Origin of the sequence: Cellulomonas sp. (genome assembly GCF_965229465.1) — a bacterium.
Taxonomy (GTDB): Bacteria; Actinomycetota; Actinomycetes; order Actinomycetales; family Cellulomonadaceae; genus Cellulomonas.
Window position 1 is genome coordinate 2,130,746 of sequence record NZ_OZ245882.1, and the last position, 15,032, is coordinate 2,145,777.

Here is a 15,032-nt window from a genome sequence, read left to right on the forward strand (position 1 = left end):
CGCGCAACCACGCGACCTGAGGGCCCGATCGGTGCTCGCGCGGCGGCTCGCCGGGGTCGCCGGCGTTGCCGTGGGTGCGGTCGTCGTCGCTCTGGTAGCGACCGGCACCACCGCAGGTCCCTCGCTACCTGCGCCCTCCCCGGCTCCCGCCGCGCACACAGCGCCGACGACGACGGGGCCCGACTCGCCCTCGGCCGAGGCTGCGACGCGAGCCGCCCATGACGCCGAGGTCGCCCGCGCCACGGTCTGGGTGCAGACCCATGGCCCCGGCAGTGGCGCGTACCGCACGTGGAGCTCGGATGACCCGACCTGGTGGGTCAGCGCATGGGATCGCCGTGAGCTCCCTCTGACGAGTGTCGGTAGGGGCCTTTCCCCTCCGTCGCCGCCGGAGGAGACTCGGACCAGCGGGCCCGAGGTCGCCCTCCACGGCGACGGTCCCTGGAGGTGTGCCGTGCGACGACGACGGTTGATCTTCCGCTCGGTGGTGCTGGTGGTCGCGCTCGGCGGGGCTCTCGCCCTGCTGCTCCCCACACCCTGGTTCTCGCTCGGACTGGCGGTCCTCGGCATCGTGCTCGCGCTGACGGCGGTCTTCGCCCTGGTCAACCTCCTCGCCGTGCGCCGCGACCGCGCGCCCGACCACGAGCCGCCCGGTGCGTGGTGGTGGTGCGAGCTCCCGATCGACCACAGGTTCGTCCGGGTCGCCGCGGTCGACTCGACGTGGCGGTGCACGCGGTGCGGGGACGTGCGGCACGTGCCACCGCCGCGGGCGACGTCGGACGTCTGGGCGCAGGGCGACAGCGGCTTCCCGATGGGGTACCACGACTGACCCGTCCGCCCCGGGGACCAGGCCCGGCCCGTCACGATCCGTCCTGAGGCCCACGCGCGCCGGCGCCGCCCGACCGCACAGTGAGGATCGTGACCCTCTACGTCGGCCGTCTCCCGGAACGAGTGCGCCGCCGCCGCGCGCGCTGGGTGATCGCGGGTGCGGTCGCCGTGCTGTGCGTCGCCGTGGCCGGCGTCGTCCATGCGCTCGGCAGCGCGGCGGCGCCGGCCGCGCACGGGCTGGACCCCGAGCTCGAGCGCCGGTTCGCGGCCGCCCAGGCGGCCGCGGAGGTGGCCGGCGTGCCCCTCACGCTCACCTCCGGGTGGCGGTCCGCGGCGGACCAGCAGGCGATCGTCGACGACGCGGTCGAGCGGTACGGGTCGCTCGAGGAGGCGCGCCGGTGGGTGCTCCCGCCCGAGTCGTCCGCACACGTGCAGGGGACGGCGGTCGACGTCGGGCCCACCGAGGGAGCCCTCTGGCTGGGGGAGCACGGGTTCGAGCTGGGCCTGTGCCGCACGTACGCGAACGAGATCTGGCACTTCGAGCTGCTGGCCGACGGCGCGGACGCGTGCCCGGAGCTGCACGCGGACTCGTCCAGCGGCTGGTGAGGAGCGCTCAGACCTCGGCGTTCTTCTTCTGCACGCGGTTGCGCAGGAAGATCAGCGGGAGGATCAGCGTCCCGAGCATGGTGACGATCCAGACCGTGAGCGACCCGAACACCCAGGCGGTGGTGCCGCTGATGGTCAGGCCGTCACCGAAGAGCGTCGCCACCCAGAGCGCCGCGACGGTGGAGACCAGACCGACGGCACCCGTGAGCGCGTTGGCGTACCTGCGGGACATCACCAGGAACCACGGCGTGAGGATGCTCTGGAGGACGGCGAACACGACGACGGCGACGAGGAACCCCGAGGCGGTCACGGTGAACCCGTCGACGATCAGCGACGCGATCCACAGGCCCAGGGCTGCCGAGGCGAGGAAGATGAACGCTCGGATCAGGAAGACGACCATCGGGTACCCGCTCCCGCTCGGCGACGCTGCGACCTGGGACTCAGCCTAGGGACACGTCGCACGGGCCCGCCAGGGTGTGACGCGACCGATTGTTACGACTGTTCGCACGGCTCGGTCGATCGCCGGGACGCCCGCTACCGTGGCTCGCGTGACGGAGAACTCGACACCCACGCCCATCGCCACGCCCGAGCACACGGTCGACGGCTTTGTCCGGGAGTTCCTGCGGGAGCTGAACCTCGGGCAGGGCACCGACCTGACGCGCGCGTCGGTCAATGACAAGTACCTTGCCATGGCCCGCACGGTGCGCCACTACCTGATGGTCCGGTGGCTGGAGACGCTCCGCCGGCAGTTCCAGATCCAGGCGAAGTCGGTGGCGTACCTGTCGGCGGAGTTCCTGCTGGGCCGGCAGCTGGACAACGCGCTGCTCGCGTCGGACCTGGAGGACGTGGTCCAGGAGGGCCTGGCGTCTCTGGGCATCGACCTGGCGGAGCTGCGCGAGGCGGAGGTCGAGCCCGGCCTGGGCAACGGTGGTCTCGGCCGGCTCGCCGCGTGCTTCATCGACTCGCTCGCGACGATGAACGTGCCCTGCATCGGCTACGGCATCCGGTACGAGTACGGCATCTTCCGCCAGACGTTCGTCGACGGCTGGCAGGTGGAGAAGCCGGACAACTGGCTGGCGCTGGGCTCGCCGTGGGAGTTCCCGCACCCGGAGGCCGCCGTCACGGTCGACTTCGGCGGGCACACCGAGCAGTACGTGGCCGACGACGGCCAGACGCGGAGCCGCTGGGTGCCGGGCTGGAGCGTGCTCGGCGTCCCCTACAACTACATGGTGCCGGGGTACGAGAACGGCCGCGTGAACACGCTGCGGCTGTGGAGCGCCCGTGCGACCCGCGCGTTCGACCTCGAGATCTTCAACGCCGGTGACTACGCGCAGGCCGTCCGCGCCCAGACGTTCGCGGAGAACATCTCCAAGGTGCTCTACCCGGAGGACTCCACGCCGCAGGGCAAGGAGCTGCGCCTCCAGCAGCAGTACTTCTTCGTCGCGTGCTCGATCCGCGACTTCCTGGACCAGGTTCTCCCGCACGACTTCGACCTGCACAAGCTTCCCGAGCGGATCATCTTCCAGCTCAACGACACCCACCCCGTCATCGCCATCCCGGAGCTCATGCGGATCCTGGTCGACGAGAAGGGCTGGGACTGGGACGACGCCTGGGCCACCACCCAGAAGTGCTTCGCGTACACCTGTCACACGCTGCTGCCGGAGGCCCTCGAGGTCTGGCCGGTGGACCTGCTGGGCAAGCTGCTGCCCCGCCACCTCGAGATCATCTACCGGATCAACGAGGACTTCATGGCCGAGCTCCGGGAGGCCTACCCGGACGACGAGCTGCGGGTGCGCCGGATGTCGATCATCGCCGAGTACCCCGAGCGGGCCGTGCGGATGGCGTACCTGGCCACGGTCGCGGGCTCGAAGGTGAACGGCGTCGCGGCACTGCACTCGCAGCTGCTCAAGGACAAGGTGCTGCACGACTTCTCCGACTACTTCCCGGACAAGTTCATCAACGTCACCAACGGCGTCACGCCGCGCCGCTTCGTCCGGCTGGCCAACCCGGGACTGTCCGAGCTGGTCACCGCGGCCATCGGGGACGGCTGGGTGACCGACCTGGAGCGGTTGAAGGAGCTGGAGCCGCTGGCCGAGGACGCCGAGTTCCGGCGGGCGTTCCGCGAGGTCAAGCGGGCCAACAAGCTCCGGCTGGTCGACGTGCTCAAGGAGCGCGACGGCATCGTGATCGACCCCGACACGATGCTGGACGTGATGGTCAAGCGCCTGCACGAGTACAAGCGGCAGACCCTCAAGCTCCTGCACGTGGTCACCCTGTACGACCAGGTGCGGTCCGGCGCCGTGCGGATCGAGGACGTCACGCCGCGCACGTTCGCGTTCGGGGCCAAGGCGGCTCCGGGCTACAAGATGGCGAAGCAGACCATCGGCCTGATCAACGCCGTCGGCCGCACCATCAACAACGACCCGGCGCTCCAGGGCCGGCTCACCGTGGCGTTCCCCGCCAACTACAACGTGACGCTCGCGGAGAAGCTCATCCCCGCGGCGGACCTGTCGGAGCAGATCTCGCTGGCCGGCAAGGAGGCGTCGGGAACGGGCAACATGAAGTTCGCGCTCAACGGTGCCCTGACCATCGGCACCGACGACGGCGCGAACGTCGAGATCCGCGAGCTCGTGGGTGACGACAACTTCTTCCTGTTCGGGCTGCTCGAGCCGGAGGTCGCGGAGATCGTCGACCGCGGCTACCACCCGACGTCCTTCTACGAGCAGAACCGCTCGCTGCGGCACGCGCTCGACCTGATCGCGTCCGGGGTGTTCTCCGACGGGGACCGGACGACGTTCGAGCCCATCGTGTCCAACCTGCTCTCGGAGGACCGGTTCCTGGTGCTGGCCGACTACCAGGCCTACATCGACGCGCAGGCCCGGGTCGACGAGGCCTACGCGGACACCGAGGCGTGGACGCGGTCCGCCGTGCTCAACGTGGCACGCTCCGGCTACTTCTCCTCCGACCGGTCCATGCGCGACTACATCGACCGCATCTGGCACACCCACCCGGTTCTGCCGGAGCGCTGACCTGAAGTGCAGCGAAGGGTGGGGGCGCGCCAGAGCACCCGCCCGCAGCGGAACGCAAGGGCAGCGCGACCACAAGAGTGAGAAGTGACGGCACACAGCGTCCGAGGAAGTGGTCGCCAGCGCGCTCACTTCCTCGGACGCTGTGACGTGGTGGCGGGGCCTACCCTTGACGCGTGACACCCGCGAAGAAGTCCCAGGAGATGAAGGCGTCGACCGCCGCCGCCAAGCTCGACGTGTACCTGCCGGCCACGCCGGAGGACTTCCAGAACCGGATGATCACGCGTGACGAGCTGACCGAGCTCCAGCGCACGCCCCCGCAGTGGCTGGTGGACCTGCGCCGCGACGGGCCGCACCCGCGCAGCGTCATCGCCGGCCGGCTGCGCATCTCCATCGGCGGGCTTGCCCGCGGCGGGATCACGGACCCGCTGACCACGGAGGAGATCGAGGCGCTCCAGGCCGAGCCGCCCAACTGGCTGGTCCGCGAGCGCGAGATCGCCGCGCAGGTGCGCCTGGAGGAGCGGCTCCAGGAGTCGCGCGAGGCGGACCGCAAGGCTGATGCGGACCGCAAGGCAGCCGCCGCCCGCGAGAGCTGACCCTCTCGGTCAGAGCCCTCCGCGCGGGGGCTCGAAGTCGGGCACCAGCACGGGCGTGTCGCGGTTGAGCGACTCGCCCCGGAAGTACGGCCGCAGGGACAGCTTCGCCGCGCACGCGACCATCAGCGGCACCCCGAGGGCCAGCATCCCGACGCCGATGATGAACACCCCGCCGACGCCGCCGAAGCTCGTGTACCCGTAGTCGGGGTCGAGCATGTCCCGCGCCGAGATGCCGAACGCCCAGACCATGCCGGCACCGCCCAGCACCGGGAACAGGCCGCGCAGGAAGAAGTTGCGGGTGCTGCGGAAGATGGACCGCCAGAAGTACGCGACGCAGGCGAACGCGGTGACCGCGTAGTAGAACGCCACGGCGAGGCCCAGCGAGGCGATGGAGTCGAACAGGGCGTCCTCGCTGAGCAGCTTGAGCACGATGTAGAAGACGCCCGCGGTGATCCCCATGACCAGGGTGGAGAACGACGGGGTCTTGAACACCGGGTGCACGCGCGCGAACTGCTCGGGCACCGCCTTGTAGACCGCCATCGCCAGGGTGCCGCGGGCGGTCGGCAGGATCGTCGTCTGCGTCGAGGCGGTGGCGGACACCGCGATGACCAGCAGCAGGACGAACGCCATCACCGGTCCCAGCAGCGGACCGCCGAGCACGGTGACCACGTCGTCGATGTTGGCCTCGTTGTTCAGGCCGATCCCCGTGGTGCCGAACCCGGCGTACGCCTGCACGGCGACGGCGACGAGGCAGTAGGTGACCAGCAGGATGACCGTGGCCAGCACCGCGGCGCGTCCCGGGGTGCGCGCGAGGTCCTTGGTCTCCTCGTTGACGGCCAGGCACGCGTCCCAGCCCCAGTAGATGAAGATGCACAGGATCACCGCGGCGGCGATGGCCGACGACGACAGGCCAGCCGGGCTGAACCAGGACCACTGCGGGAGCACGGCCTGCGGTCCGGCGGTGCCGGCGTAGACCTTCCAGAGCGCCAGGATGCTCAGGCCGCCGAGCACGATGAACTGGAAGACGACGAGCACGTTCTGCAGGCGCTCGCTGACCAGGATGCCGCGGTAGCTCACCCAGGTCATGGCGGCGATGAAGCCGACGCCGATCAGCAGGACGGCGATGCGGTTCTCGGCCACCCCGTCGAGGCCGAACGCGCGCAGGAAGTAGACGGCGGCCACCTCGGCCACGTTCGCCAGCACGATGATCCCGGACACCGCCAGTCCCCAGCCGCCCAGCCAGCCGACCCACGGACCGAGCGCCTTGGCTCCCCACGTGAACGTGGTCCCGCAGTCCGGCATGACCGAGTTGAGCTCGCGGTACGCGATCGCGACCAGCAGCATCGGCACGAACGCGATGAGGAACATGGCTGGGGACTTGTCACCGACCGCCAGCACCACGTAGCCGAGAGTGGCCGCCAGCGAGTAGGCGGGTGCCGTGGAGGCGAGGCCGATGACGGTGTTGCCCCACAGGCCGAGGCTGCCGGAGCTCAGCCCTTTCGCCGGTGCGGGGGACTCGTCGGTCAGGGCGCTGCTCATCGGACCTCCCGGCTCGCGTCGTCGCGGTACCCCCGGATCCGGACATTACTCCCACGACCCCTGCAGGAGTCGTGCCGCGACGAGAACAACGTGGGTGGCGTCATGACCCGACGAAGCGCCACCGAGGTTGTTCTCGGGGTCAGCGGGGGCGGGGTTTGCGTGCGCGGGGTGTGGCCGAGCCCTTGGTCGGCGTCTTGCGGCCCGACGCGCCCCTGCCCGACGCGGCTTTGCCTGACGCGCTCGTGCCGGATGCGCTCTTGCCCGTCGCGCCCGTGCCGGACCCCTTGCCGCGGGTCTTCGCCGGGGTCGGTTCCGGCGCCGGGGCGCCCCGGCCGCGTGACGACGTCGCCGTGCGGCCGCGGACGATCCCGATGAACTCCTCGGTCAGGTCGTCGTACCGGTCGGTGACCCACGCCAGGCCCACCGCGGAGCCGGGCGCGTCCCGCACGATCCTCGCGACCAGGCCGCGGCGCTGGTGCAGGCGCCCGAGGGACTGCGGCAGCACGAGCACGCCGACGCCGGCGGCGACGAGCTCGACCGCGTCGGCGGTCGTGGGGACGGGGTCGCCGGCGAACCGCGTGCCGGGGGCGTCGGCCCAGTGCAGCTGGTCGTCCAGGGGCACGACGAGCAGCTCGTCGTCGAGGTCCGTGGCGTCGATCTCCTCGACCACGCTGAACACGTGGTCCTTGGGCACGACGACCACGGTGGACTCGGTGTACAGCGGCATGGTCGACAGGTCGTCGCCGACGGCCGGCAGGCGGACCAGGGCGACGTCCGCGCCGCCGGAGCGCAGCAGGGGCACCGCCTCGTCGGGCGACGCGTGCACCAGCTCGACCGGCACGTCCCGCAGCCGCTCCGCCCACACGCGCAGCCAGCGGTCCGGGTTGACGCCGGGGACGAGCAGGATGCGGAACGTCATCGAACCCTCCGGAACACCAGGTCGCGGACCTCGTGGCCCAGGTCGAGGCCGCGCCGCTCGAACTTGGTGACCGGCCGGTGCGGCGGACGAGGGACGAAGCCGTCCACCGTGTTCTCGAGGGACGGGTCGGCGGTGAGGACCTCGAGCATGGCGTCCGCGTAGTCCACCCAGTCCGTGGCGCAGTGCAGCGTGCCGCCCACGCGCAGCCGCGAGAGCAGGAGCCCGATGTGCGCGGGCTGCACCAGCCGGCGCTTGTGGTGCTTGGCCTTGGGCCACGGGTCGGGGAAGAACACGTGCACGGCGTCGAGCGACTGCTCCGGCAGCGACGTGCGCACGAGGTCGAGGGCGTCGCCGTGGGCGATCCGCACGTTCGTGAGCCCCGCGCGGTCGACCAGGACGAGCAGGTTGGCGACTCCCGGCAGGTGCGCCTCGACCGCCAGGTAGTCGCGCGACGGGTCGGCGGCGGCCATCGCGGCGGTGGTCTCGCCCATCCCCGACCCGATCTCCAGCACCACCGGGGCCGACCGCCCGAAGAGCGCGACGGTGTCCAGGGAGCCGTCGGGCAGCTGCGGCACCGGCGAGCCCGCGTCGTGCACCGAGAACCCGTAGCGCGGCCACAGGTGGCGCAGCGCGTCCTCGCGCTCCTGGCTCAGGGGTGAGCGGCGCGGGTGGAACGTGCGCAGCGGCTCGTGCGGCCGCGACGCCAGGTGCCGGAACGCGTCGGACGGGAGGCTCACGGGGGTCCAGCCTAGGCGTCGGTCGCGGGCCCCATCAGCGCGAAGACCTCACCGAACGGTCCGGAGACGATCGCCATGCGCCCGAACGCGGTGTCGGTCGGCGGGCTGACGACCGTGCCGCCCAGCTCACCGACGCGCGCGGCGGCGGCGTCGGTGTCCGGCACGCCGAAGTAGAGGGTCCAGGCGGCGGGCGCGTCCGAGGCCTGGCCGCCGTAGCCGCCCACCCCCGCCACGGGTGCGCCGCCGACGGACACCGACGCGTAGGCGAACCCCGGGGCGCTGAGGTCCTCGACGTCGTAGCCGAACACCCGCCGGTAGAACGCGACGGCGCCGGGCTGGTCGTGCACCATGACCTCGGACCAGACCACCGAGCCGGGCTCCTCGACGACGTCCCAGCCGGTGTGCGAGCCCGGCTGCCAGACCCCGAAGGCGGCGCCGGAGGTGTCGACGAAGATGCCCATGGTGCCGAAGTCCATGACGGACATCGGCGGGACGACCACCTGCCCGCCGGCGTCGGCGATCGCAGCGGCGGTGGCGGCGAGGTCCTGGGTCGCCAGGTAGACGCACCAGGCCGGTGGTGGCGCGGGGTCGTCGCCCATCGGCTCGCCGAGCCCGACCACCCGACGCCCGTCGACGAACGCCTGGGTGTACGAGCCGACCTCGGGGCCGCCGACCTCGAACTTCCAGCCGAAGAGCGGCCCGTAGAACGCGCAGGCGGCGTCGAGGTCCGGCACCGTGATGTCGGCCCACGCCGGCGTGCCGGTGGGCCAGGCCTCGAGGTGGGTGGTCATGCACTCAGCCAACACCTCCGCCGGGGTGGCCGCACGCGGGCGACCAGCACGAACGCGCTCGTGGGGAGACATCACCCGGCGCCTGTGCTAGTCACGTCTCATGGCACACCCCGCTGCGGGCGACCCCGCGGAGACCCCGGTCGCGGTGGTGTCCCCTGCGGGGTCGACCCAGGACGCGCACGGCGAGAGCACGCTCACCGTCGTCGTCGCCTTCGGGGCCAACCTGCTCATCGCCGTCGCCAAGACGATCGCCGCCGTGATGACCGGGGCGGCGTCGATGCTGGCGGAGGCGGCGCACTCGTGGGCCGACGCCGGCAACGAGGTGTTCCTGCTCATCGCGCAGCGCCGTGCCGCACGAGCACCGGACCCGACCCACCCGCTCGGCTACGGCCGCGAGGTGTACGTCTGGTCGCTCTTCGCCGCGATCGGGCTGTTCGCGGTGGGCGCCGGGGTGTCGATCACGCACGGGATCCAGGAGCTCATCCACCCGGAGCCGGCCAGCAACTTCGGCGTCGCCTACGTCGTCCTGGGGGTCTCGGCGGTGCTCGAGGCGGTCTCGTTCGTGCAGGCGTCGCGCCAGGTGAAGAGCGCCGCGGCACGGCAGGACCGGGACGTCCTCGAGCACGTGCTGGAGACGTCGGACCCGACCGTGCGGGCGGTGTTCTTCGAGGACGCGGCGGCGCTCGTCGGCATCCTCATCGCCACCGTCGGCATCGCGCTGCACCAGGTGACGGGCTCGCCGGTCCCCGACGCGGTGGGCTCGATCCTCGTCGGGGTGCTGCTGGCCGTCGTCGCCGTGGTGCTCATCGACCGCAACCGGCGGTTCCTCGTCGGCCAGGCCGTGGACCCGAGCCTGCAGGCCGCCGCCGTCCGGGCGCTGCTGGAGCTCCCCGAGATCGACCGGGTCACCGAGCTGCGGCTCGAGTTCGTCGGTGCGCGGCAGATCTACCTGGTGGGTGCCGTCGACCTCGCGGGCAACATGGCCGAGGACGACGCGTCGCACGTGCTCGCGTCGCTGGAGCGGCGGATCTCGGCGACGCCCGCGGTGGTCGGCGCGACGCTCTCGCTGTCCGAGCCGCAGGACCCCGGCCTCTGACGTGACGACCACGCCGCTGCCCGTCGCCGAGGAGCCGTTCCGCGTCCCTGTCCGGGACCTGCTGCGGCTCGCGGTCCCGGCGGCGGTGATCGGCATCGGCTGTGCGCTGACGCTCTTCGCGCTCAGCTGGCTGGCCAAGCAGCTCGAGGGCTGGATCTGGGACGACCTGAGCGCGGCGCTCGGCGTTGATCGGAACTCCGCGCTCTGGATCATCGCCGTGCTCACGCTGACCGGCCTGCTGATCGGTCTCGTCATCCGCTACGTGCCGGGGCACGCCGGTCCGGACCCCGCGACGCAGGAGCTGGTCGCCGCGCCGCTGGGTCTGCGCGTGCTGCCGGGGCTGGCGCTCGCGCTGGTGCTCATGCTCGCGGGCGGGGTGAGCCTCGGGCCGGAGAACCCGATCATCGGGATCAACGTGGGCCTGGCGGTCGCGCTCGGGCTGCGCTTCCTGCCGAAGGTCAAGGCGAACGTGTGGCTGGCCATCGCGGTGTCCGGCACGATCGGCGCGATGTTCGGCACACCCGTCGCGGCCGCGCTGCTGCTCTCGGAGCTCGATGCGGGCGACCGTCGGATCCCGCTCTGGGACCGGCTGTTCGCGCCGCTGGTCGCGGCCACGGCCGGCGCGCTCACCATGCTCCAGCTGGAGGACCTGGACCTCTCCGTGCAGGTCCCCGCGTACACCTACGGCGGACTGGAGGACCTGGGCTACGCGATCGTCATCGCCGTCGGCGCCGCCGCGGTCGGCCTCGTCGCCGTGTACCTGTTCGTGCCGATGCACCGGTTGTTCCTGCGGATCGGCCACCCGGTCCTCATGCTCACGGCCGGGGGTCTGCTGCTGGGCCTGCTCGGGGCGCTCGGCGGCGAGGTGACCCTGTTCAAGGGGCTGTCGCAGATGCAGGAGCTGCCGGGGCTGGCCGCCACGACGACCGCCCTCGGGTTCCTGGCCATGGCCGGCATCAAGCTGGCCGCGCTGCTGGTGGCCGCCACCTCCGGGTTCCGTGGCGGTCGCATCTTCCCGGCGCTGTTCGTCGGCGTCGCGCTCGGGTTCGCGGTGCACACCGCGTGGGACACCGTGCCGCTGGCGCTCGCGGTCGGTGCTGCGGTGGTCGGGATCGTCGTCGCCGCCACCCGCAACGGCTGGCTGAGCCTGTTCATGGCGGTCGCCGTGGTGCCTCAGGTGTCGCTGCTGGTCGGGTTGGTGCTCGCCACGCTCGCGGCCTGGCTGGTGGTCACCAACCGGCCGCCGCTGCTGGACCCGGTCAGCCCAGACGCGCGTCCAGGAACCTGAGCACCTCGGCGACGTACGTGTCGCGGGCCGGCGCGGGGGACAGGGCCAGGTCGTGCGCGCCGCCGGGGATCTCGACGAACGTGACGTCCGGCCCGAGGTTCGGGGCCAGCCGCTTGATGTCGGCGACGTCCAGCACCGAGTCGGTGGTCAGCAGGGCGTCGTGCCAGACGTCGTCGGGGCCGGAGGCGTCGGAGGCCAGGACCAGGACCGGGACGTTGATGTCCAGGCCGCGGGCGACGCGAGCGTGGCCGCGACGGATGGTCCGGGCGAGCCCGGCGCGGGCCGGGAAGCCGTCGTGCGGCTTCCACGCGAGGTCGTACGACCACTCGCCACCGGTGCCCTCGTGCAGGGCGCGCCCGTAGAACGGGCCGATCTTGCCCACGGGGAGTTCCGGGGCGACCTTGCCGACGCCGTCGAGCACGGCCGTGAACACCCTGCGCTCGAACCACGAGCCGCGCAGGTCCAGCCACGGGCTGTTGAGCACCAGCGCGTCGATGAGGTGCTCGCCCCGGCGGGCGTCCGCCCACAGGGACGTGACGAGCCCGCCCATCGAGTGGCCCAGCAGGACGACCTCGTCGTGGTCGGTGCGGATGATCCGGAGGGCGGTGTCGATCTCCTCGGCGTACGCGCCCAGGTCGGTGACGTGGTTGGGCGGCCGGCCGTCGCGGATGGACCGGCCGTAGTCGCGCAGGTCGAGCGCGTAGACGTCGTAGCCGCGGACGGCCATGGCGTCGGCGAACTGGGTCTGGAAGAAGTAGTCGACGAACCCGTGCACGTAGAGCAGGGCGCGTCGGCTGGGTGAGCCCGTGCGATGGACCAGGGTGGCGACGGGGTCAGGGGTTTTGCCGTCGGGGCGCAGAGGCAGCGTCTGAGCGGTCCAGCCCGGGAGCACGTCATCGTCCATGGCGTGATCGTGCCACGCGGGGCTGTCCCGGGTGGCTCGCAGACTTGAGCGGAATAGACTCAACTCTGGCTGCGGTTGCGAAGAGCAGACTCGATACACAAGGAGGTCACGTGGACGCCAAGTTCACCACCCGGTCCCAGGAGGCCCTGGGCGACGCCATCCAGCAGGCATCGGCCGCCGGCAACCCGCAGCTCGAGCCCGCGCACCTGCTCAACGCGCTCCTCCAGCAGGAGGGTGGCGTGGCCAACGGGCTGCTCGACGCCGTCGGTGCCGACCGCGGAGCGCTCGGCCGCGCGGTCCGCGGCATGCTGGTGAACCTGCCGTCCAGCAGCGGCTCCACCGTCGCGCAGCCGACGGCGTCGCGCGCCACCTCGACCGCGCTCGAGGCCGCGTCGTCCGAGGCCCGCTCGCTCGGCGACGACTACGTCTCGACCGAGCACCTGCTCATCGGCCTGGCCACCGGTCAGTCCGGGGTGGCCGACGCGCTGCGGGCGCAGGGTGCGTCCCGCGACGCGCTCGCGGCCGCGCTGCCCGCGGTGCGCGGCTCCGCCCGGGTCACCACGCCCAACCCGGAGGGCACCTACAAGGCGCTCGAGCAGTACGGCATGGACCTCACGCAGCGCGCCCGCGACGGCAAGCTCGACCCGGTGATCGGCCGCGACGCCGAGATCCGTCGCGTCGTGCAGGTGCTGTCCCGGCGCACCAAGAACAACCCCGTCCTCATCGGCGAGCCCGGCGTCGGCAAGACCGCCGTCGTCGAGGGGCTCGCCCAGCGCATCGTCGCCGGCGACGTGCCGGAGTCGCTGCGCGGCAAGAAGCTGGTGGCGCTCGACCTGGCCGCGATGGTGGCCGGCGCCAAGTACCGCGGGGAGTTCGAGGAGCGGCTCAAGGCCGTGCTCGCGGAGATCACCGGGTCGAACGGCGAGGTCGTCACGTTCATCGACGAGCTGCACACCGTCGTCGGTGCGGGCGCCGGGTCCGAGGGCGCCATGGACGCGGGCAACATGCTCAAGCCCATGCTCGCGCGCGGGGAGCTGCGCCTGGTGGGTGCGACGACGCTCGACGAGTACCGCGAGCGCATCGAGAAGGACCCCGCCCTGGAGCGCCGGTTCCAGCAGGTGTTCGTCGGGGAGCCGTCCGTCGAGGACACCGTGGCCATCCTGCGCGGGCTCAAGGAGCGGTACGAGGCGCATCACAAGGTCACCATCGCCGACTCCGCGCTGGTCGCCGCCGCGACCCTGTCCGACCGGTACATCACCGGCCGGCAGCTGCCCGACAAGGCCATCGACCTGGTCGACGAGGCCGCGTCCCGGCTGCGGATGGAGCTCGACTCGTCGCCCATCGAGATCGACGAGCTCCAGCGCGCGGTGACCCGGCTCGAGATGGAGGAGGTCGTGCTCAGCGAGTCCGACGACCCCGCCTCGACGGACCGTCTGGAGCGGCTGCGCAAGGACCTGGCGGACCGCCGCGAGGACCTGGCGTCGCTGACCGCGCGGTGGGAGAAGGAGAAGGCAGGGCACAACCTGGTCGGCGACCTGAAGGCCCGGCTGGACTCCCTGCGCTCGGACGCCGAGCGGCTGCTGCGCGAGGGCGACCTGGCCGGCTCCGCGCGCATCCAGTACGGCGAGCTGCCCGCGCTCCAGGAGCAGATCGCTCTTGCCGAGGCCGACGAGGAGGCCGTCGACTCCCTGCCCGACTCGGCGCCCATGATCGCGGAGAAGGTCGGGCCCGACGAGGTGGCCGAGGTGGTCGCGCAGTGGACCGGCATCCCGGCCGGCCGGCTGCTCGAGGGCGAGACGGCCAAGCTGCTGCGCATGGAGGACGTGCTCGGCGAGCGGCTCATCGGGCAGCGGCCCGCCGTCGCCGCGGTGTCCGACGCGGTCCGCCGTGCCCGTGCGGGCGTCTCCGACCCCGACCGGCCCACGGGCTCGTTCCTGTTCCTCGGGCCGACCGGCGTGGGCAAGACCGAGCTGGCGAAGGCGCTCGCGGACTTCCTGTTCGACGACGAGCGCGCGATGGTGCGCATCGACATGTCCGAGTACGCCGAGAAGCACTCGGTGGCGCGGCTGGTCGGCGCACCTCCGGGGTACGTCGGGTACGAGGAGGGCGGTCAGCTGACCGAGGCCGTGCGGCGCCGGCCGTACTCGGTGGTCCTGCTGGACGAGGTGGAGAAGGCGCACCCCGAGGTGTTCGACGTGCTGCTGCAGGTGCTCGATGACGGGCGCCTCACCGACGGTCAGGGGCGCACGGTCGACTTCCGCAACGTGATCCTGGTGCTCACGTCGAACCTCGGCTCGCAGTTCCTGGTGGACCCGACGCTGTCCGACGACCAGAAGCGCGAGGCGGTCATGTCCGCGGTCCGCACCGCGTTCAAGCCGGAGTTCCTCAACCGGCTCGACGACGTGGTGCTCTTCGACCCGCTGTCGCTGGAGGAGCTCGGGCACATCGTGGAGCTCCAGGTGGCCGCCCTGGGCCGTCGCCTGAAGGACCGCCGGCTCACGCTCGAGGTCTCACCGGCCGCGCGCGAGTGGCTGGCCATCGAGGGCTACGACCCCGCCTACGGTGCGCGCCCGCTGCGGCGGCTGGTGCAGCGCGAGATCGGCGACCGGCTCGCCCGGCAGATCCTCGCGGGCGAGATCAAGGACGGGGACGTCGTCGCGGTCGACCGAGGCGCCGACGGCCTGACGGTCACCAGCGGGCGGTGA

At 72.0% G+C, this 15,032-nt stretch carries 13 protein-coding genes; 7 read left to right on the forward strand and 6 right to left on the reverse strand.

The window, feature by feature from the left end; all coding sequences use genetic code 11:
• Nucleotides 1–451 precede the first annotated feature (451 nt).
• Together ACO06A_RS10300 and ACO06A_RS10305 are read left to right on the forward strand one after the other, a co-directional pair.
• The gene (locus ACO06A_RS10300; RefSeq protein WP_421735909.1) at nucleotides 452–826 is read left to right on the forward strand and encodes a hypothetical protein; all 375 of its coding nucleotides are present in this window, start codon (nucleotides 452–454) and stop codon (nucleotides 824–826) included.
• Between the two features lie 89 nt (nucleotides 827–915).
• The gene (locus ACO06A_RS10305) at nucleotides 916–1,431 is read left to right on the forward strand and encodes a M15 family metallopeptidase (protein WP_421735910.1); all 516 of its coding nucleotides are present in this window, start codon (nucleotides 916–918) and stop codon (nucleotides 1,429–1,431) included.
• Nucleotides 1,432–1,438: 7 nt separating this feature from the next.
• Here ACO06A_RS10305 and ACO06A_RS10310 read toward each other — a convergent pair whose 3' ends face one another.
• On the reverse strand, nucleotides 1,439–1,831 hold the full coding sequence (locus tag ACO06A_RS10310) for a phage holin family protein (protein ID WP_421735911.1): 393 nt from the start codon (nucleotides 1,829–1,831) through the stop codon (nucleotides 1,439–1,441).
• Between the two features lie 148 nt (nucleotides 1,832–1,979).
• Here ACO06A_RS10310 and ACO06A_RS10315 point away from each other — a divergent pair, with 148 nt between their 5' ends.
• Together ACO06A_RS10315 and ACO06A_RS10320 are read left to right on the forward strand one after the other, a co-directional pair.
• Nucleotides 1,980–4,460: a glycogen/starch/alpha-glucan phosphorylase gene (locus ACO06A_RS10315; protein ID WP_421735912.1), complete on the forward strand. Its 2,481-nt coding sequence runs from the start codon at nucleotides 1,980–1,982 to the stop codon at nucleotides 4,458–4,460.
• Between the two features lie 173 nt (nucleotides 4,461–4,633).
• Nucleotides 4,634–5,053, forward strand: a complete 420-nt coding sequence (locus tag ACO06A_RS10320) for a DUF5997 family protein (RefSeq protein WP_343048062.1) — start codon at nucleotides 4,634–4,636, stop codon at nucleotides 5,051–5,053.
• Between the two features lie 9 nt (nucleotides 5,054–5,062).
• On the opposite strand, the gene ACO06A_RS10325 is transcribed toward ACO06A_RS10320, so the two are convergent.
• From ACO06A_RS10325 to ACO06A_RS10340, 4 genes are all read right to left on the reverse strand, one after another.
• Nucleotides 5,063–6,592: an APC family permease gene (locus ACO06A_RS10325; RefSeq protein WP_421735913.1), complete on the reverse strand. Its 1,530-nt coding sequence runs from the start codon at nucleotides 6,590–6,592 to the stop codon at nucleotides 5,063–5,065.
• A gap of 139 nt (nucleotides 6,593–6,731) precedes the next feature.
• Nucleotides 6,732–7,511: a LysR family transcriptional regulator substrate-binding protein gene (locus tag ACO06A_RS10330; RefSeq protein WP_421735914.1), complete on the reverse strand. Its 780-nt coding sequence runs from the start codon at nucleotides 7,509–7,511 to the stop codon at nucleotides 6,732–6,734.
• A complete protein-coding gene (trmB, locus tag ACO06A_RS10335) occupies nucleotides 7,508–8,248 on the reverse strand; it encodes a tRNA (guanosine(46)-N7)-methyltransferase TrmB (protein WP_421735915.1) in 741 nt (246 codons plus the stop codon). The genes ACO06A_RS10330 and trmB overlap by 4 nt, the downstream gene beginning before the upstream one ends.
• Nucleotides 8,249–8,259: 11 nt before the next feature.
• A complete protein-coding gene (locus tag ACO06A_RS10340) occupies nucleotides 8,260–9,039 on the reverse strand; it encodes a VOC family protein (RefSeq protein WP_421735916.1) in 780 nt (259 codons plus the stop codon).
• A gap of 100 nt (nucleotides 9,040–9,139) precedes the next feature.
• On the opposite strand from ACO06A_RS10340, the gene ACO06A_RS10345 reads away from it, so the two are divergent.
• Both ACO06A_RS10345 and ACO06A_RS10350 read left to right on the forward strand, forming a co-directional pair.
• Nucleotides 9,140–10,135: a cation diffusion facilitator family transporter gene (locus ACO06A_RS10345; protein WP_421735917.1), complete on the forward strand. Its 996-nt coding sequence runs from the start codon at nucleotides 9,140–9,142 to the stop codon at nucleotides 10,133–10,135.
• Nucleotide 10,136: 1 nt separating this feature from the next.
• On the forward strand, nucleotides 10,137–11,423 hold the full coding sequence (locus ACO06A_RS10350; RefSeq protein ID WP_421735918.1) for an ion channel protein: 1,287 nt from the start codon (nucleotides 10,137–10,139) through the stop codon (nucleotides 11,421–11,423).
• Here the strand turns inward: ACO06A_RS10350 and ACO06A_RS10355 are convergent.
• Complete coding sequence (locus ACO06A_RS10355) at nucleotides 11,395–12,327, reverse strand: alpha/beta hydrolase (RefSeq protein WP_421735919.1); 933 nt, start codon at nucleotides 12,325–12,327, stop codon at nucleotides 11,395–11,397. The two genes, ACO06A_RS10350 and ACO06A_RS10355, sit on opposite strands and share 29 nt — an antisense overlap.
• Before the next feature lie 110 nt (nucleotides 12,328–12,437).
• Between ACO06A_RS10355 and clpB the strand changes: the two genes are divergently transcribed.
• Nucleotides 12,438–15,032, forward strand: coding sequence for an ATP-dependent chaperone ClpB (gene clpB / locus ACO06A_RS10360; protein WP_421735920.1), 2,595 nt, complete (start codon nucleotides 12,438–12,440; stop codon nucleotides 15,030–15,032).